The following is an 18610-nucleotide window of genomic DNA, read 5'->3' as shown; positions in this document are numbered from 1 at the left end:
GGATCGCCGCTCAGGCGTCCGCACCGGGTCTCTCACTGGGGGTCGGCCAGGGCGTGGGGACGCGCTGGCCGAGCAGTCTCATCATGTTTCGGATGGTAGATATCCACAGCCTCGGCGTCACTCGGTTTTCAGATGCTCGGTCCCGGTCGATAAAGTCCGTTCTCTGGCTGTCTTCGGGGGCGGCCGGGCACGGGAGGAGTCACGATGGACGCGACATTGCTGGACGCGGAGGCCGAAGCGGCCGTACTGCGCGTCTACCGGCAGGTCTTCGCCGTGCTCGCCCGCGAGGCCGGCGCGATGATCGTCGATCCCGAGCTGCTGGATGTGGACCAGGCGATCCTGGACGCGTTCGCCGAGGCGGGCAGCGACGGGATGACCGTCGAGCAGGCCACCCTCGCCTGCCGGGGGTATCCGCACGACGTGATCGTGCGGCGCTTCGAGGTGCTGCGGCAGTACGGCGCGATCACCAAACTGGTCGACCGGCCCAACGAGCTGCGCCACCGGGCGGCTTTCGCGCCGTACGTGATGCTGATGTTCCTCAAGCGGATGTCGGTGCAGGGCGGTCAGGCCGAGCTGCACCAGTTGCTGACTCTCGAAGCGCACAGCGTGAGCGACCCGAAGGCTGTGGCCGACCAAGGGCAGGCGTCGATCCAGCGGCTGACCAAGGTCTTCCGGCTGCTGGGCAACGAGCTGTCGATCCTGGTCTCGACCAGCACGACGGCTCAGCTCCGGGAGAACGCGCAACTCGCCTGGGGCAACGAGCGGCTGATCGAGCAGGCCGAGAAGGTCCACCGCATCGTGCTCGAGCGCTGGCCCGGACTGCACCAGGTCTGCACGCAACTGCGGATGTCGCTCGCCGCCTATGCCGACGCGGTGCAGCTTGCCGCTGGGCGACTGGTCGAGCGAGCCGGTACTACGCGAGCGCTGGGGCTGCTGCCGATCGAGACCTGGCTGAGCTTCACCCGCGGCAGCGACACCGACGTACTGGCTGGGGTTCTGGACGGGCTGCTCTTCGACGCGGCGGCGCCGGACTTCTCCCCGGAGAGCATGCTGGAGGCGGTCGAGTCCGGCCGCCGGACCGGCACAGCGCGAATGGCGCCGCCTCGCCCTTCGTCGGAGACCGACGCGCCGGAGTCTGCCGCCGCGACGGATCGGGAGGATCTCCGCGCGCAGGCCGAGCGGATCCTGGCCGGCCAGTCGAGCGTGAGCATCGTCGACGTGGTCGACGATGCGGGTGACTGGGTGACGGCCCGCCGGGTGCTGTCCGAGCTGACCGCGGCTCACCTGCACGACGAGCTGGACTACGAGCTGGTGTGGGGCGACGGCATGCGGATCGACCCGTCAGCCGGGACGCCGTGGGCGACCGAAGGTTCCTTCCGGCGGGTGACGCGATGAGCCCCTCGGAGGCTGTCGAGAGTGGCCGCGGCTACAACGCTCTGTGGTGGGCGAAGGTGCAATCCGCCGGGCCGTTGCAGGTCTCGGCGGACACGCCCGCCGTCCCAGGACTGGCCCGTGCCGCCGAACCGGACGGCACGTCCTTGTGGATGCTGCCCACGCTGCCCGACGGCGCCGGCCACAGTGTCCTGGAGGAGCTCGGCATGCCTCCAGTGGCCGTCGAGCAGCCGAACGAGACCGCCCGGGTCCTTTCGATCTGCGTAGCCTGCTGCTGGCCCGACCGCAGCGGCTCCGCCTGGCCCGGCGTCACCGGCACGCTGGCCCAGGTCAAAGCCGTGTACGCCGGGCTGCGGGGTCGCGCCGAGCAGTCGAGTGACCTGACCTTGATCATCGGCAGTCTTCGCCGCCTGCACGCCACCAACTGGCTGCTCTGGAACGAGAAGGACGGCGAAGTGCGGCTGGGTCCGCGAGTCGTCACCTGGGGTCCGACGCAACTTGTCGCTCTTCGCGAGATCTGCCGCATCCTGCCTGACCCGCCGGCCGCGGTGCTCGCCCCGCCGCAGCCCGTCGTACCGGATCCGGATCCGCTGCCCACCACGCCGACCCCGACGGAGGAGGACGAATGACCGAGCAGCACGCGCTCTTCGACCCCATCCTCCAAGACCTCAGCGACCGCACCCGCGACGAAGTACTGGCTGCTTTCAGCGCTGTCCAGTACGCCGCCCATCCGGTGGCCGAGGTCCAACTGGCCGGCCTTCGCGATGTCACGCTGCGCCGTCAGGTGCAGAAGATGCTGAAGCTCATCGGCCGCACCCTGGTGCACGTCGACGGCACCCACTGGACCGCGGGCTACGCCGACGACATCGCCGAGACCCTCACGGCCCAGGGCTGGCAGCCCCTCTCGACCGTGGACCGCGCCGTGCTGGTGCTCGTGCTGGTCCACTCGGTAGCGATCCCTCGCAGCGAGGGCATCCTCACCGGCGACAGCTGGAAGTCCGCCCGGCCCACGACGGTCGACGAGCTGCGCACCACCAAGATCAGCGCGGAAGAGCGCCGCCTCGCTCTTCAGCGCCTGCGCGCCGCCGGCCTGATCCAGCTCTCCGGGGACCACTCCGGCGGGCCGAGTTACATCCCTGGTCCGCAGCTCCAGCGCCTGACCCCGGCCGCGCGCCGCCGCCTGCAGGACCAACTCATCCTCGCGGCCGCGCCGTCGAGTCCGATCGCGGAGGCCATCCGCGCTCGCAAAGGTTCCACCCCAGCAGAAGGAGCGGCATGAGCACCCCCACCACGACCGAGGACGGGCCGTTCGACATCCTCGGCTCGAAGGTGCTGCTCGGCGTTCAGGTCGTCGACCTGTCCCGGCTGTCGACGCACCCGATCCCGATGGTCGGCCAGGGCCTGGTCACTGTCGCCGGTCAGGGCCCGGTCGACTCCAACGGCGCCGGCAAGTCGTCCTGGATCGCCGCGTTGTCGCTTCTGCACGCCGACGACCAGTGGCGGCTGACCAGCGGTGCCCCCGGCGCCGCCGAGTTGCTCTTCACCGCTGAAGCGGCCGGCCAGGAAGGCACCTGGTCGAATGTCGACCGTGGCTACATCGTCGGCGTCTTCTCCGACCCGGACCTGACCGAGCTGGCCGAGATCGAGGCCGCCGCGATCACCGTCTGGATCAGGATCAACCGCAAAGCGTCGTACCTGGATCTCCGCTGGAAGAGCGGCCTGCACGTCCCGTACGGCAGCACCGAGGCCGAGCGCGCCGCGGGCGCTGACGCTCTGTGGGCCGCGCTCCCCCACTCCAACGGCCGCACCGACTTCCACGCCAACAAGCTCTCCTCGGTCCTGTACGGCGGCCAGGTCCGCTGCGTCTCCTTCCTGTCCACGTCGGTCCGGTCGTCCCCCACGGCCAACCTGCTCGCCGAGCCGCTCAACGAGCTCGGTCCGGCCCGTATCTTCAACGCGATCGCTACCCTGACCGGCCTCGATCACGAGCTGGAGCAGGAACAGGCACACCGCTCCACCGAGCACACCCAACGCGAGGCGACCAAGCAAGCAGCGGCCGACCTGCAGCGGTGGGAGCAGGAGATGGCCACCGTCGAGGCGGGCATCCTGCAACGCGCCGCGGCCCGCGACGCGCTGACGGCCGCTCGCGAGTCCTGGCGAGCCCGCAGCGCGCGGCACCTGCTCGACGGGGACGCGCGGAACAGCGAGATCCTCGAGGAGCTGGGGGTTCTCGACGAGCGGGTGGCCGAGCAGGAGGCCAAGCGCGAGACGGTCGACACCGAGATCGAGGCGTTCGGCAGCGAGGAGAACCTGCTTCGCGACGTCCAGCTGACCCGCCAGGAGCGCGACAAGCTCGACGCCCGCGACCGCGAGCTCGATCTGGCGCAACGGTCGGTCCGCGAGCAGCTCGAGCGGCTCGGCCAGGAGCACCGCCGGTTGCTCGACGCCGGACGTTCGGCCGACGGCCGGGATCTCTCCGCGGCCGCGGAGGAACAAGAAGAGGCCCGCGCCGTACTGGAGGAGCACATCGGCCGGGATCACGCGGCCCGTTCCTCGGTGGGCCAGGCGACTGCCGAGCTGAAGGAAGCTGAGAGCGGCCAGACCGTCTCGGCTCCGCAGCAACAGGTGCTCGCCAACGCGGGGATCGAGTGTGGCGCGCTCACCGACATCACCGAGCTGGCGAGTGCCGATCGTGCCGAGTGGGAGCCACGGCTTGCGCCGTACAGGGAGGCTGTTGTCGTCGACGCGGCTGACGTTGCGCTCGCGACGTCTGCTCTCAGCGACGCCGGCTACTCGGGATTCCTACTCGTGCTGGCCAACCGGCCCGAGGCAGTGCCTTTCGAGGGCGGCCCCGTATCGGCGGACAAGCGCTTCCAGCTGGACGGGTTCTTCGCCGCGCTGGCAGCTCGTGCCGCCAAAGAGGTCATCGATGATCCCGCCGGTGTGGTCGCGGTCGGGCAGTTCGAGGAAGCGATCACCGGTCGTACCGCCCGAATCGAGGCTGCCCGCCGCCGACTCGAGGCAGCCGTCGAGGCTCGCGCCGCTGCCTCGGCCGCCCTTGAGCAGGCTCGTGCTCGGGTCGACCAGGCTGAGCGTCGTACGGCGGCAGCTCGCGCGTTGGGTACCGCGACCGGCGTACAGGAGGAGATCCTTGCTCTCCGCGAAGCGAACGACCAGCACGAGGCGGATCGCGACAGCCTCGCTCCCGCTCTTCAGGCAGCCAAGGAATCAGCGGAAGCAGCAGCTGGGCAGCAACTCGTCCGCGATGAGCGGCTGAAGAATCTCGAAGCCACCCGTCGCGACCACGGCCGAGTTCTCGATGAGCTGGCCGGTCGTCGCCTCATGCTGCTGGAAGAGCAAGCCGGACTCGACCTGGCCAGCCGGACGGCCGCTTGGGGTGGCAGCGCGGCCGAGGCCTCCGAGTTCCTCGTCGCGTTGCCGGACGAAGCTGCCCAGCGCCGTACGACGGCTGATTGGAACCACCAGGCCTGCACCCAACTCGACGACGTCATCCGGCGCTGTTTCCCGAACGCTCGCTCGCGGGAGGAGATCCCGTCAGAGCTCTGGGAGATCCTCAACGGCCCTGACGGCTGGTCGAACGGCACTCTCGGTGCCCGAGTCGCGCTGGTCCCCGCGTTGCAGCGGACACTTGCCAGCCACTTGGCGCAGCACGAGACCTTCGACAGCCTGCAACAACAGCAGATCGCCAGCCAGCGGGCCGAACGCAACGCCGCCCTGGAGCGCGCTCGCGAGGGGCTCGACGAGTCGGAGAGCACCGCCCGTGCTCACCGTTCCTCCCTCGCCGACGGCATCAAGGCTCGGCTACGTCTCGTCTCTGCGGAGTTCGATCGCCTGGACCAGCAGTACGGCGGCTACGGAGCCAAGCTCGAGTACCCGGAGCCCGACCCGCCGGCCGAGCCGGACAAGCCGTGGCGCTGGACCGTCACGCCGAAGTGGCGGCGCTCGGAGGGTGGCCCGTTCTCCGCGTTCAACGTCAAGGGCAACACCGCCCAGATGGATGAGAAAGCGGTCAAGCTCGTCTGCGCCGCCGCCCTCGCGGGCGGTAGCGACCGCCCACTGTTGCTGATCCTGGACGAACTGGGCCGCAACCTCGGCTCCCAGCACCGCCGCGAAGCAGTAGCGCTCTTCGAACAGATCGGCCGCGACCGCAACATCACGGTCATCGGCGCCCTCCAGGACGACATGGAACGCTACGCGCTGTCGTCTTCCCGCCTCTACGTCAAGCTCCGCCGGTCTTCCGACACCATGGCGTACAACCAGGCCCCCGTCGTCAAAGGCAACGACGAGTACTCCGCACGGGTTGAACTCCTGCGCAGTTGGCTCGACTCGTATCGCGGCCCCCGCCCGACACTGGACCTGGCCAACCCCATGCTCGACGCCGATGCCGACGTCAACGCCAGGCTTGACGCCGATCCGACGCTCGACTCGGTTCCCGCGCTCGACTCGGCTGCGACGCTCGACTCAGCCGGCCTGGCTGAGTCGGCCGCAGGGGTAGCAGTCACTACCTCAACCGCTTCAGCCTCCGACGTCGACGCGAACACACACCGAGGATCCACTGCTGAAGACACCTCCGGCTCTGCAGGGAAGGCCAGCAAGTCGGCCACCCGACGAAAGGCGGCTAAAGCGGTCAAGTCAGCCGAGCCTGAAAGCACGGACTCCAACTCCGCAGCGCCCGCCGAAGACGGGCCTGATGCCCGTCCGTGAAGCCGCAGGAACTCGTCGAAAGACCAGCCAGCTCTGACACAGGATGACGAGCACCGGCACCGGCACCGGCACGCGCACCCGCACCCGGCACACGCACCCCCACCCGCACCCGGCACGCGCAATCGCACCTGCACACGGCACGCGGACCTGCATCCGCACACAGCCCGCGCACCCGCAGACGGCACGCGCACCCGCACACAACACGCGGCACCCGTACTTGGCACGCGGCAGCGGCACCTGTACTTGGCACGCGACACGCGCAGCGGCACCGTACTCGGCATCGGCATCGGCATCGGCATCGGCATCGGCAGCGGCAGCGGCAGCGGCAGCGGCAGCGGCAGCGGCACCGTACTCGGCATCGGCACCCGTACTCGGCATCAGCATCAGCATCGGCACCCGTACTCGGCATCAGCATCAGCATCAGCATCAGCATCAGCATCAGCATCAGCATCAGCCGAGGATTGAACTGCGGACTGACTGCGCGCTCACCTGCTCATCAAATACGCGAACGACGAGGCCTGCGCCGCCATCGGCGGCTGACCCTAAGGTCTGCGTGCCGCGTGCCGCGTGCCACTTGCCACTTGCCACTTGCTGCGGCCTGCTCGGTGCAGTCTGCTCATCGCTGCTGGGTGCGGGCCGCGGGCTGCCGGATGCTGGGCGCTGGGCACTCGCCGCCGGGCGCTCGCCGCTCGCCGCTGGGTGCCGGGTGCCGGGCGCTCGCCGCCGGGCGCTGGACGCTCGCCGCTCGCCGCTGGGTGCCGGGCGCTGGGTGCTCGCCGCTGGGTGCCGGCGCTGGGTACTGGGCTGATAGGTGCTGGGTGCTCGCCGTTGGGCGGCTGGGTGCCGGGTGCTCGCCGCTAGGTGCCGGACGCTGGGCTGCTGGGGGCGGATCGAGTCCGCTGCGATCGCTCTCCGACGCCCGGCGCGCCTCGCTCCCGACCGGTCACTTTGTGGCGGGAGGTTGCGGAAAACCGACCCCGGTGGTCCGGATCGACCTGGGGTTCGTTCACACTGGGAGGGTGAGGTGTCTGCAGATGTCCGTCCCAGCCCTCTTGAGTCGTTCACACGGAGTAGGCGGAGCTCTGGCCAACCCCTCACCGTTCGGCGTACCGTCCGTGACACAGCTCCAGCCGGCAGCTGATCGGAGGGCGTGAGATGGCATCCTGGCTACTGCGCGCCCAGTGGGCTCACCGCGACGAGTCGGTCGAACACCGCGCACTCCGCGTAGGCCGCACGCTGACCGCGGTCGCCGTAGCGTTCCCGGAAGTCCACCTGTGGACCCAGGACGAGCGCTGGGGCTTCCATGTCCTCGAGGCAGATGCCTCCACGCCGCTCCAGGAAATGGTCGAGGCGACCACCAAAGTCCTGTCGAACGGCTCAAGCACCACCCGGCTGCACCTCCAAAGCGCCGGCGACCTCCCCTGGCTCTTCGACCTCTCCATGGGCGGTACTCTCACCACGGTCTCCGACCAGCTCACCCTGCACTGGAGCGATGAAGATGCGCTGACCCAGTCAGAGCGCTTCGCCCAGGTCCTCCGGGCAGTCGTCACGATCTGGGAACCCGAATGGGCCAGCATCGCCGACACCGAACTGGCCGCAGCCGCCGGCGTCTTCCGCCGCGGCATCCCGATGATGGGCTGGCTCACCTACGTCCGAGGCATGGTCGCCGGTGCCCACGGCATAGACATCGGCCTCACCCCCTTCGAACGAGGCACCCTCCTCCAGGCCCCCGTAGCCCCCGCAGACCTGACTCCCATCCACATCTGCGCCGCCGCGGCCCTCGTAGGCATCTCCCCCGAAGACCTCTGACTTGCGCTCGCTCGACTACGAACTCAGTCGTGCGAGCACGTCGACGATGAAGGGCGCCTTACCAGTTCGGTAGCGCGGCCGATCTTGGTCGTCAACAGCGGCCAACTCCCGCTTGATCCGCCCGTACTCCGCCCGATCGGCGGCGTCCACTCTCAGGTGATCACGAAACGCCAGAAGCGTCTGCAATCTGTCGGAGCCCTGCTCGTAGACGTGCAGATGATGTGTCCGTCGCTCGACGGACGGAAAGCACAGCGACCACTTAAGAGCCTCTGGATCTCCCGGCTCGGGCGCCCGCAACCAACCGATGGACGCCAAAGCGTCGAACGCGCCCACACATTCCGCATGGTCGCGAACCACTACCGCCATATCGATAATCGGCTTGGCCGGCAGGCCCGGAACAGCCGTGCTTCCTATGTGCTCGACAGGCCCAGCCAGATACTCCGACATGACCGACTCCACCCGCCGGCGTTGCTCTTCGAACAACCCCGGCCAGCGAGCGTCGTACTCGACGATCTCGATCCGATCCAGCCGCATGCCAAGAAGTATGCCCAGCAGCGCGCCGCGAAACTCGCCTCGCACCGCGGCCCAAGCCACCAACAAGAGATGTGTTGGCCTTGAGTACACCAACGGTGGACCATGAACGCATTAAGGGCCACCCCTTGCGGGGTGGCCCTTAACAGTGTGAATGTCCGGCGACGTCCTACTCTCCCACGACCTACCGGTCGCAGTACCATCGGCGCTGTCAGGCTTAACTTCCAGGTTCGGAATGGAGACTGGGTGTTTCCCTGACGCTATGGTCACCGTAACTCTATAGAAATATCAACCAACCACACCTAGTCACATAACCCTCGGATCGAGGATCATGGCTGGGGTTGACCGTATTCCGGGAACCGTATAGTGGACGCAAACATGTTCGCAGCAGTCTGTTGCCAACCATTGGTTGGGTGTTTGAGACAAGCCCTCGGCCTATTAGTACCAGTCAGCTCCACACCTTACGGTGCTTCCACCTCTGGCCTATCAACCCAGTGGTCTACTGGGGGCCTTACCCGATTAACTCGGTGGGAGACCTCATCTTGAAGCGTGCTTCCCGCTTAGATGCTTTCAGCGGTTATCACTTCCGAACGTAGCCAACCAGCCGTGCTCCTGGCGGAACAACTGGCACACCAGAGGTTCGTCCACCCCGGTCCTCTCGTACTAGGGGCAGCTCTTCTCAAGTCTCCTGCGCGCGCAGCGGATAGGGACCGAACTGTCTCACGACGTTCTAAACCCAGCTCGCGTGCCGCTTTAATGGGCGAACAGCCCAACCCTTGGGACCTACTCCAGCCCCAGGATGCGACGAGCCGACATCGAGGTGCCAAACCATCCCGTCGATATGGACTCTTGGGGAAGATCAGCCTGTTATCCCCGGGGTACCTTTTATCCGTTGAGCGACGGTGCTCCCACATGCCACCGCCGGATCACTAGTTCCGACTTTCGTCCCTGCTCGACATGTCTGTCTCACAGTCAAGCTCCCTTGTGCACTTACACTCGACACCTGATTGCCAACCAGGCTGAGGGAACCTTTGAGCGCCTCCGTTACCTTTTAGGAGGCGACCGCCCCAGTCAAACTACCCACCAGGCACTGTCCCTGATCCAGATAATGGACCGAAGTTAGACAGCCAGAACAACCAGAGTGGTATTTCAACGATGACTCCACCCGAACTGGCGTCCGAGTTTCACAGTCTCCCACCTATCCTACACAAGTTGTACCGACCACCAATACCAAGTTGTAGTAAAGGTCCCGGGGTCTTTCCGTCCTGCTGCGCGTAACGAGCATCTTTACTCGTAATGCAATTTCGCCGAGTCCATGGTTGAGACAGCGCCCAAGTCGTTACGCCATTCGTGCAGGTCGGAACTTACCCGACAAGGAATTTCGCTACCTTAGGATGGTTATAGTTACCACCGCCGTTTACTGGCGCTTAAGTTCAAAGCTTCGCCGGCCTAAACCAGCTAACCTGTCCCCTTAACGTTCCAGCACCGGGCAGGCGTCAGTCCGTATACATCGAATTACTTCTTCGCACGGACCTGTGTTTTTAGTAAACAGTCGCTTGGGCCTGGTCTCTGCGGCCATCAACGCTTCCGAGAGCAAGTCTCGTCACGCATCCGGCCCCCCTTCTCCCGAAGTTACGGGGGCATTTTGCCGAGTTCCTTAACCATGGTTCACTCGATCGCCTTGGTATTCTCTACCTGATCACCTGTGTCGGTTTGGGGTACGGGCGGCTCTAACACTCACTACGAAGTTTTTCTCGGCAGCATGGGATCATCCACTTCCCCTCAACGGGTCCGCCTCGGTTCTCAGGCTATATGAGACACGGATTTGCCTATGCCTCGCCCTACCACCTTGCCCGCGGATCAGCTTGCGCCTACCATCGCCGCGGTTGGACTGCCCTCCTGCGTCACTCCTTAGTGCACCTAATACCAGTTCGGGTCAACGACTCCACCAATCAACCCGAAGGTCTCATGGCTTTGTGGTCTTAGCATCACCAGGTTCGGTCGGGTCGTGTTAATGCCGGTACGGGAATATCAACCCGTTGTCCATCGACTACGCCTGTCGGCCTCGCCTTAGGTCCCGACTTACCCAGGGCAGATTAGCTTGACCCTGGAACCCTTGATCATTCGGCGGACGGGTTTCTCACCCGTCATTCGCTACTCATGCCTGCATTCTCACTCGTGCAGCATCCACAACTAGATCACTCTGCTGCTTCACACGCTGCACGACGCTCCCCTACCCATCCACACACCTGGACACCAATCAAGTCGGTGCCGAGTACAAATGTGAATGCCACAGCTTCGGTGGATTGCTTGAGCCCCGCTACATTGTCGGCGCGGAATCACTTGACCAGTGAGCTATTACGCACTCTTTCAAGGGTGGCTGCTTCTAAGCCAACCTCCTGGTTGTCTGGGCAACTCCACATCCTTTTCCACTTAGCAATCGCTTAGGGACCTTAGCTGGTGATCTGGGCTGTTTCCCTCTCGACGACGGAGCTTATCCCCCGCCGTCTCACTGCCGCGCTCTCACTTACCGGCATTCGGAGTTTGGCTGATTTCGGTAAGCCGGTAAGCCCCCTAGACCATCCAGTGCTCTACCTCCGGTAAGAAACACGCGACGCTGCACCTATATGCATTTCGGGGAGAACCAGCTATCACGGAGTTTGATTGGCCTTTCACCCCTATCCACAGGTCATCCCCCAGGTTTTCAACCCTGGTGGGTTCGGTCCTCCACGCGGTCTTACCCGCGCTTCAACCTGCCCATGGATAGATCACTCCGCTTCGGGTCTAGAGCATGCGACTAAAGCGCCCTATTCAGACTCGCTTTCGCTACGGATACCCCTCACGGGTTAACCTCGCCACATACCACTAACTCGCAGGCTCATTCTTCAAAAGGCACGCCGTCACACCCACACAAGGTGAATGCTCCGACGGATTGTAGGCAATCGGTTTCAGGTACTATTTCACTCCCCTCCCGGGGTACTTTTCATCTTTCCCTCACGGTACTAGTCCGCTATCGGTCACCAAGAAGTATTTAGGCTTAGCGGGTGGTCCCGCCAGATTCACACGGGATTTCAAGAGTCCCGTGCTACTTGGGAAAACACTCGGAAGTCACTGTCTTACGCCTACGGGGCTGTTACCCACTACGGCTCAACTTTCCAGAAAATTCGACTTCAACAGTGATTTATAACTCCCTGACCCCACGGCATTAAGGCCTGAATGCTCCCACAACCCCATGTACGCAACGCACGCCGGCTATCACACGCACATGGTTTAGCCTCATCCGCTTTCGCTCGCCACTACTCACGGAATCACTATTGTTTTCTCTTCCTGCGGGTACTGAGATGTTTCACTTCCCCGCGTTCCCTCCAGAACCCTATGTGTTCAGGCACTGGTAACTGGCTTTAGAGTGCCAGCTGGGTTTCCCCATTCGGACACCCCCGGATCACAGCTTGGTTGCCAACTCCCCGGGGCTTATCGCAGGCTCCTACGTCCTTCATCGGCTCTTGGTGCCTAGACATCCACCGATTGCCCTTAGTAGCTTGTCAAAAAAACAACAAAAACAACTACTGAAGATGCTCGCGTCCACTATACAGTTCTCAAAATACGGGCAGGAAAACCAGCCCTACATCACCACTACCCTCGGACAATCCTCGCAAAGGGAAAACCCACCCCTACAAGCATCACCACCAGGAGTTTGGTGAGAGCCGGCCCCAGCCACACAGCTACACCCAGATCCGCAAAGATACAGGTAGTAGTAGTGACCCAGAAAAACCAGTCCAAGAAAACCCGAAGGTTCCCATGGCCCGATTCTTCAGGACCCAACAGCGCGCCTCGGCCACTCACCCAATCCTTGCCTCTGTTCCACGCTCACTTCCCCGAAGAGAAGATCGCAGTACTAAGACACTCAGACGAGTTCCTGGCCTAATGGTCAATGTTCCACATTCCGAAGCATCATCGCCCTGGAACGGATGTCCAGGAAACGACGAGTAGACAACCACACTCTTACGAGCCATGGCTGTCAATGCTCCTTAGAAAGGAGGTGATCCAGCCGCACCTTCCGGTACGGCTACCTTGTTACGACTTCGTCCTAATCGCCAGCCCCACCTTCGACGGCTCCCTCCACAAGGGTTAGGCCACCGGCTTCGGGTGTTGCCGACTTTCATGACGTGACGGGCGGTGTGTACAAGGCCCGGGAACGTATTCACCGCAGCGTTGCTGATCTGCGATTACTAGCGACTCCGACTTCATGGGGTCGAGTTGCAGACCCCAATCCGAACTGAGACCGGCTTTTTGGGATTCGCTCCACTTTGCAGTTTCGCAGCCCTTTGTACCGGCCATTGTAGCATGCGTGAAGCCCTGGACATAAGGGGCATGATGACTTGACGTCATCCCCACCTTCCTCCGAGTTGACCCCGGCAGTCTCCTATGAGTCCCCACCATAACGTGCTGGCAACATAGGACGAGGGTTGCGCTCGTTGCGGGACTTAACCCAACATCTCACGACACGAGCTGACGACAGCCATGCACCACCTGTATAGGACCCTTACGGACCCCCCATCTCTGGAGGATTTCCCTATATGTCAAACCCAGGTAAGGTTCTTCGCGTTGCATCGAATTAATCCGCATGCTCCGCCGCTTGTGCGGGCCCCCGTCAATTCCTTTGAGTTTTAGCCTTGCGGCCGTACTCCCCAGGCGGGGCGCTTAATGCGTTAGCTGCGGCACGGAGGACGTGGAATGTCCCCCACACCTAGCGCCCAACGTTTACGGCGTGGACTACCAGGGTATCTAATCCTGTTCGCTACCCACGCTTTCGCTCCTCAGCGTCAGGTAAGGCCCAGAGAGCCGCCTTCGCCACCGGTGTTCTTCCTGATATCTGCGCATTCCACCGCTACACCAGGAGTTCCGCTCTCCCCTGCCTACCTCTAGTCTGCCCGTATCGGAAGCAGGCTCGGAGTTGAGCTCCGAGTTTTCACTCCCGACGTGACGAACCGCCTACGAGCCCTTTACGCCCAATAATTCCGGACAACGCTCGGACCCTACGTATTACCGCGGCTGCTGGCACGTAGTTGGCCGGTCCTTCTTCTGCAGGTACCGTCACTCTCGCTTCGTCCCTGCTGAAAGAGGTTTACAACCCGAAGGCCGTCATCCCTCACGCGGCGTTGCTGCGTCAGACTTTCGTCCATTGCGCAATATTCCCCACTGCTGCCTCCCGTAGGAGTCTGGGCCGTGTCTCAGTCCCAGTGTGGCCGGTCGCCCTCTCAGGCCGGCTACCCGTCGACGCCTTGGTAGGCCATTACCCCACCAACAAGCTGATAGGCCGCGAGCCCATCCCCCACCGCCAGAACTTTCAACCCCGAGCCATGAAGCCCGAAGTGATATCCGGTATTAGACCCCGTTTCCGAGGCTTATCCCGAAGTGAAGGGTAGGTTGCTCACGTGTTACTCACCCGTTCGCCGCTCGTGTACCCCCGAAGGGGCCTTACCGCTCGACTTGCATGTGTTAAGCACGCCGCCAGCGTTCGTCCTGAGCCAGGATCAAACTCTCCGTTGAAATCTATATGTAACCCGCCCCCAAAGAGGCGAGGAACAGACTACTTTGAGTGACCCTTTGATATCTCAGAAACAATCAAACTGACTTGAATCATAATTTCTCAAAGGAATCCGAACACAAACAAAGAACAACCCCCACCAAGAAACCAGATAGGCCCTTGATGAAAAAGATCGCCCAATGCCGTGAAACGGGATAAAACAAATTTCGGCATTGACTTTCGGCACGCTGTTGAGTTCTCAAGAATCGGACGCACACCGCGCTGTGAACCTTGCGATTCAAGCTCCGGGGCAACCCGCCAAACATTACTGTTTCGCTCCAGGCCAGTCAAATCGGCCCTTTTCGATCCAGTCACCCCGTGACTCAGTAACCGAAGACCCGCCAGGGGCGTGCTTCAGTTGCTAGGCCTTCCAGGGAGTTCAGAGCGACCGGCCGCTTTCGCGTCCCGCACTCGCTCCAACAAGAAGAACATTACTGAGATTCGGGGTGAAGATGCAAATCGAGGTTGAGAGCTTGTCCGAACCCTTGCAGAGCGCCTGCCCGAACCGCACTTCCATCATGCCGCACCCGTTCAAGCCGGAGCGGCGGCGAGGGTGAGAGACCGGCGTACCGGCCTCCCACCTTCAGGTACCGCATCGTCCAGCAGACGCCTCTCGGCGAGTGGCCGCTCGTAGCGGCGAAGTGTGAGGCCCGGGGGTCTTGCACTGGACGACATCAGATGTAACCCACACCCCCGCAGACCTATTCCCGACCGCTCAGCTCAGTCGCACGCACTCGAGCTCCTCGCCGTCCTGGACGAAGGTCAACTCGCCGCTGCCAACCAACCGCAACTCCGCAGCCACCCAGCGTGCAGCGAATCTCCCGTCACCCCGTGCGGCGAATCTCAGCACCGCCTGCTGTCCGAAGATGACGTCCAGCGCCCCATCCGACGCAGTCACCTCCATAACCAGGTCTCCACTCAACCGGTACTTCCCCGCAGCGGTCCGAAGTACTTCGTCGCTGCTGACCTCACTTCGCTCAGTCACCTCGTACGGGTAGCCCTCCCACCCGCGCGCTGCTGCGATCCGAGCGATCGCCCTGTCAGCGAGGAGGCCGCCGTTGTCTCCATTGGTCATGACGGCCGCTCCTTGCCCCGTATCCCTGTACGCGACCAGGTAGCACTTGAAGCCTTTGTTCGACCCGCCGTGACCGAACCGCCGCCCTCCATCGGCAAGGAACGTTCCGAGTCCCATCGCATCCATCGGATCCCATGGATCAGCGATGTTGATTTGGGGCGTGAGCATCTCCCGCGCCCGTTCTGGTGAGATCAGGGCTTCCTGCCTCCCCAAGTACGCGTCGCGTACCCCGTGGGCGAAGGCGGCAAGGTCCGTTGGCGTCGTCCACAAACCCGCGGCGGCCAACTCGGGATACGAGTGCCATCGGCCGGTCTCTGGGCGGCCGAACTCGTCGTGTGCCGTTGCGGCCCGGGCTTGGAGTTCCTCTGGCAGCGGCTGGGCATAGTCGCTGGCCATCATTCCCAGCGGCTCCAGGACCAGTTCCCGCAGAAGCGATCGGAACGGCGTACCGGTCACGTCTTCGAGCAGTTGCTGAAGGACGACGGTTCCGCCGCCGGAGTACCGGAACCAGGTGCCAGGGACGAGGTCCGCGTGCACGCCGAAGGTGTTCGCCGGGCGTACGCCGTCCAGGATCTGTACCACCGACGGCAGTTCTGCGCCTCGCTGATAACCCGGAAATCCTGGCACCGAGAGGCCGGCGCTGTGACTCGCGAGCTGCCGCAAGGTGACGATCGGCTGCCATTCACCGGACGGCGGAATCCGCCAGGACGTCAGTCGCCGATTGACGTCCTCGTCGGGGTCGAGGAGTCCACGATCGACCAGCCGCAGCATCGCGAAGACGGCGACCGGTTTGCTGATCGAGCAGGCCTGGAACAGCGTGTCCTCGGTGACGGCATCGGGACGACCGGCCTCGATGACGCCGGCGCTCCCCCGCTGGACGATCTCGCCGTCGTCGATGACCGCCCAACTGGCTCCCGGAACTTGGAGCTGTTGGAGATCCTTCTCGATCTCGTCCCGTAATACGTCCACCAAGGCCGTCGCCTCCTGAGTCGGTTGGCTCGGAGCCTAGCGACGGCCGGGCGCAGACAGCACGGCTGCGGACACCGGAGCGTCCGCAGCCGTGCGACCTGTCAGCGAGACGGTTGCGGTGCCTCACAGTCGATCTTCGGATTCGCACCGATGTAGTTCAGTGGGCCGGCGAGGATCGTGACGACGATCGTGCCGACCTTCGCGCAGCTGGCGTTGTCGTTCTTGAAGTAACTCCGTTGTCCGGCCGCGGCGAGGCCTATCAACAACCACACCACCACGATGATCGTGATGACGCGAGAACCGGTCGTAGAGGCTCTACGAGTGCGCATGTCCACCTCCTGGCAAGTACCCCCGTGGATCCACCCACTTGTGCCCGCCGGTGAGACAGCGAAAACCCCTGGCGCCACTCAGACCTCGGCGACGTCGAAGTACGGCTTGATCCGGGTGTTGACGAAGTTGCCGATACTGGGCGCGGCCAGCAGACCGGCGTACGTCGGCTGCGGCACCTCGTAGTACTGGTAGACGCTGCCGTTCACGTACTCCAGTTCAAGTGTCCTGGAGGCCAGGTGGTAGCCCACCGACCTCACACTCGACGAGTTCACCGGACGTCGCCTCATCTACCCGTCCCTTCCACGTCCTGTCTGGATGCCAGCCGTTTCGAGCGCCGTCACGATCCGGGACAACTCTCCCAACGCGGCCTGCAGTTGGTCGACCATCGAATCATCCAGCGCCAAGTGGTCGAGCTGTGGTGCGCCGAGACTGGCGTTGAACCGGCTTTGAGCTTCCGGCGACGCGCGATGCAGGGAGGTGTCGAGCGCCTCCTGGAGTTGGGCGCTGGGGACCATGTCCGGGCGCTTGCGCCACTTGGCCACCGTACGAGGTGAGATGCCGAGGTGCTCGGCGAATGCCTCACTGGTCAACCGCATCGCCGCTTGCAGGGCGCGTGCGTGTCGGCCCGTCCACTGGTCGATGACTGTCATCGGCCCGCTCCTCCCAGCTTGCTCGATCACTCTGTGCAATCAGATTACGTCGATCGAGTGACCTCATGGGGTGCATGGCCGGTGACCTGTGGATACAGCTCCAGTTCATGGTCGAACGCACCGAACGAGCGTTGACTGTCGTCATGGAAGAGACCCCCGGCAGACCCGCGACGATGCTGCGGCCCCCGCGAAGACACCTGAAGGTCGCCGCGGCGGCCGGCCCACGCCGCTTCCACCTCATCCGCCATCACGACGTCTCCGGCATCAGTGGCACCGGCATCGTTGCCGAGGGCGTCGAGTGGACGGACGGCACCGTCACTCTGCACTGGGGAGGCCGCTACCCCACCACCACTGTCTGGCAGGACGGTATCGACGCCCTGCTCACCATCCACGGCCACAACGGCGCCACCACGATCCGATGGATGGACGACTGAGAAGCCCGGTAGGGCCGGCGTCTCCCCTGCACCGACGCCGGCTCTACCGACTACGTCGATCAGCCTTGTCCAGAAGGGTTTTCCCCATGATCTTGCGACTGCTCATCCGGATGCTGATCATTGCCGGACAGCTCCGGTACTACGAGCGCCAGTGTTCCGAGGTCGGTGTCCCAACGGCGTTCCAGCGCTTCCAGCGAGATGTCGTTGGCTGCCGCGGACAGCCGGGTGAGCGTGCCGAGCAGATCTACGCACTGGGCAACCTCGCCAGGGTTGTTGGCAAGCCACCACACGACCGCCGAGCCGGGCGTGGCGAGTACGTCGTCGCGAAGATAGGCGCGTTTGTCCTGTTCCAGTTGGCGTTCCAGCAACAGCGTCTGTGCTCGGCGTTGCAGCGCGGTGATGTTCTGGAGGTGCTTGAAGTCGGCGTCCGGCAGCTTCAGCCGTACGTCGGTGGCCCAGGTGCGAACCTGCCCCTTCTCGTCGAGATCTGGCTCACCGAGCAAGGCCGCGAGGCGGTGCTGATTGAGCGCCTCCTCGAAGGGTTGCTGTCCTGCAGCCAAGGCCTTGGCCCGGCTGAGCAAGGCGTCGACGGCGACGCTGCCCAGATCCGCGTGCCGCAGACCCGTCATCACCGGCGACCACTGGACGATCGCGGAAAAGCTGAAGTGGTAGTCAGGCGACGCCGACGGCAGCCGCACTCCGGCGACGGTTCGCGTGGGCGGCGCCGTGAAGACCGGTTCGCGCTCCGCCGGTCTCGGGACGGGCGGAGCGGGCGCCGCCATCGGAACCGCCTTCTCCTGCTTCCACAACACAGCCAATGCGATCAACACGACCGTCGCAACCAGCGCCGCGATCCAGGTAGGCAGGTTGAAGACCACTGCCAAAAGCCATGAACCAGCGACCACAGCAGCCGCAACCAGCAGTACTCGTTTGGTTTGCGTCATCGCCGAAGACCTCTGCTCTGCCGCAAGTACTGGAGTGTTCCCAAGGCCGCTCGCCTCTCACCCCCGTGGTGATTACGCCACATCAAAGCCACGAAGAGTCTGGCATGCCTCACACACCGTAGCCAGGTCCAGCGTGTCGCCGACCGATCGTCTGAGGCGTTTCG

Annotated in this window: 12 protein-coding genes and 3 rRNA genes; 6 read left to right on the top strand and 9 right to left on the bottom strand. The window is 63.8% G+C overall.

The features are described 5' to 3' along the window. The first annotated feature begins 204 nt into the window (after positions 1-204). From OX958_RS13475 to OX958_RS13455, 5 genes are all read left to right on the top strand, one after another. Positions 205-1395: a hypothetical protein gene (locus OX958_RS13475; RefSeq protein WP_270137660.1), complete on the top strand. Its 1191-nt coding sequence runs from the start codon at positions 205-207 to the stop codon at positions 1393-1395. After that, the gene (locus OX958_RS13470) at positions 1392-2021 is read left to right on the top strand and encodes a hypothetical protein (RefSeq protein WP_270137659.1); all 630 of its coding nucleotides are present in this window, start codon (positions 1392-1394) and stop codon (positions 2019-2021) included. Before OX958_RS13475 ends, OX958_RS13470 begins: the two co-directional genes overlap by 4 nt. After that, positions 2018-2671 (top strand): hypothetical protein, encoded by a 654-nt coding sequence (locus OX958_RS13465; RefSeq protein WP_270137658.1) that lies wholly within the window; start codon positions 2018-2020, stop codon positions 2669-2671. The genes OX958_RS13470 and OX958_RS13465 overlap by 4 nt, the downstream gene beginning before the upstream one ends. After that, positions 2668-6117 carry a chromosome segregation ATPase gene (locus OX958_RS13460; protein ID WP_270137657.1) on the top strand — a complete coding sequence of 1150 codons (3450 nt, stop codon included), beginning with the start codon at positions 2668-2670 and terminating at the stop codon, positions 6115-6117. Before OX958_RS13465 ends, OX958_RS13460 begins: the two co-directional genes overlap by 4 nt. A gap of 1155 nt (positions 6118-7272) precedes the next feature. Then, a complete protein-coding gene (locus OX958_RS13455) occupies positions 7273-7926 on the top strand; it encodes a hypothetical protein (protein ID WP_270137656.1) in 654 nt (217 codons plus the stop codon). Positions 7927-7941: 15 nt separating this feature from the next. Here the strand turns inward: OX958_RS13455 and OX958_RS13450 are convergent, their stop codons facing one another. The 8 genes from OX958_RS13450 to OX958_RS13415 all read right to left on the bottom strand — a co-directional run bounded on the left by OX958_RS13450 (position 7942) and on the right by OX958_RS13415 (position 17068). Further along, complete coding sequence (locus OX958_RS13450) at positions 7942-8460, bottom strand: GrpB family protein (RefSeq protein WP_270137655.1); 519 nt, start codon at positions 8458-8460, stop codon at positions 7942-7944. A gap of 153 nt (positions 8461-8613) precedes the next feature. Continuing rightward, positions 8614-8731: ribosomal RNA gene (rrf, locus tag OX958_RS13445) — 5S ribosomal RNA — on the bottom strand. Between the two features lie 144 nt (positions 8732-8875). Then, positions 8876-12002, bottom strand: a 23S ribosomal RNA gene (locus OX958_RS13440). A gap of 487 nt (positions 12003-12489) precedes the next feature. Continuing rightward, positions 12490-14007 (bottom strand): 16S ribosomal RNA (locus OX958_RS13435). The 16S, 23S and 5S rRNA genes sit together here, the layout of an rRNA operon. 752 nt (positions 14008-14759) lie before the next feature. Next, the gene (locus OX958_RS13430) at positions 14760-16088 is read right to left on the bottom strand and encodes a serine hydrolase domain-containing protein (protein WP_270139057.1); all 1329 of its coding nucleotides are present in this window, start codon (positions 16086-16088) and stop codon (positions 14760-14762) included. 101 nt (positions 16089-16189) lie between these two features. Beyond that, entirely contained in the window at positions 16190-16417 is a 228-nt protein-coding gene (locus OX958_RS13425; protein ID WP_270137654.1) for a hypothetical protein, read from the bottom strand. Between the two features lie 78 nt (positions 16418-16495). After that, on the bottom strand, positions 16496-16705 hold the full coding sequence (locus tag OX958_RS13420) for a KTSC domain-containing protein (protein ID WP_270137653.1): 210 nt from the start codon (positions 16703-16705) through the stop codon (positions 16496-16498). After that, positions 16706-17068: a helix-turn-helix domain-containing protein gene (locus tag OX958_RS13415; RefSeq protein WP_270137652.1), complete on the bottom strand. Its 363-nt coding sequence runs from the start codon at positions 17066-17068 to the stop codon at positions 16706-16708. Between the two features lie 143 nt (positions 17069-17211). Here OX958_RS13415 and OX958_RS13410 point away from each other — a divergent pair, with 143 nt between their 5' ends. Beyond that, positions 17212-17502, top strand: a complete 291-nt coding sequence (locus tag OX958_RS13410) for a hypothetical protein (protein ID WP_270137651.1) — start codon at positions 17212-17214, stop codon at positions 17500-17502. Between the two features lie 59 nt (positions 17503-17561). Here the strand turns inward: OX958_RS13410 and OX958_RS13405 are convergent, their stop codons facing one another. Further along, on the bottom strand, positions 17562-18446 hold the full coding sequence (locus OX958_RS13405) for a hypothetical protein (RefSeq protein ID WP_270137650.1): 885 nt from the start codon (positions 18444-18446) through the stop codon (positions 17562-17564). Between the last annotated feature and the right edge of the window lie 164 nt (positions 18447-18610).

The organism is Kribbella sp. CA-293567 (assembly GCF_027627575.1).
Lineage (GTDB): Bacteria > Actinomycetota > Actinomycetes > Propionibacteriales > Kribbellaceae > Kribbella.
This window is presented reverse-complemented; position numbering and strand designations above follow the sequence as displayed.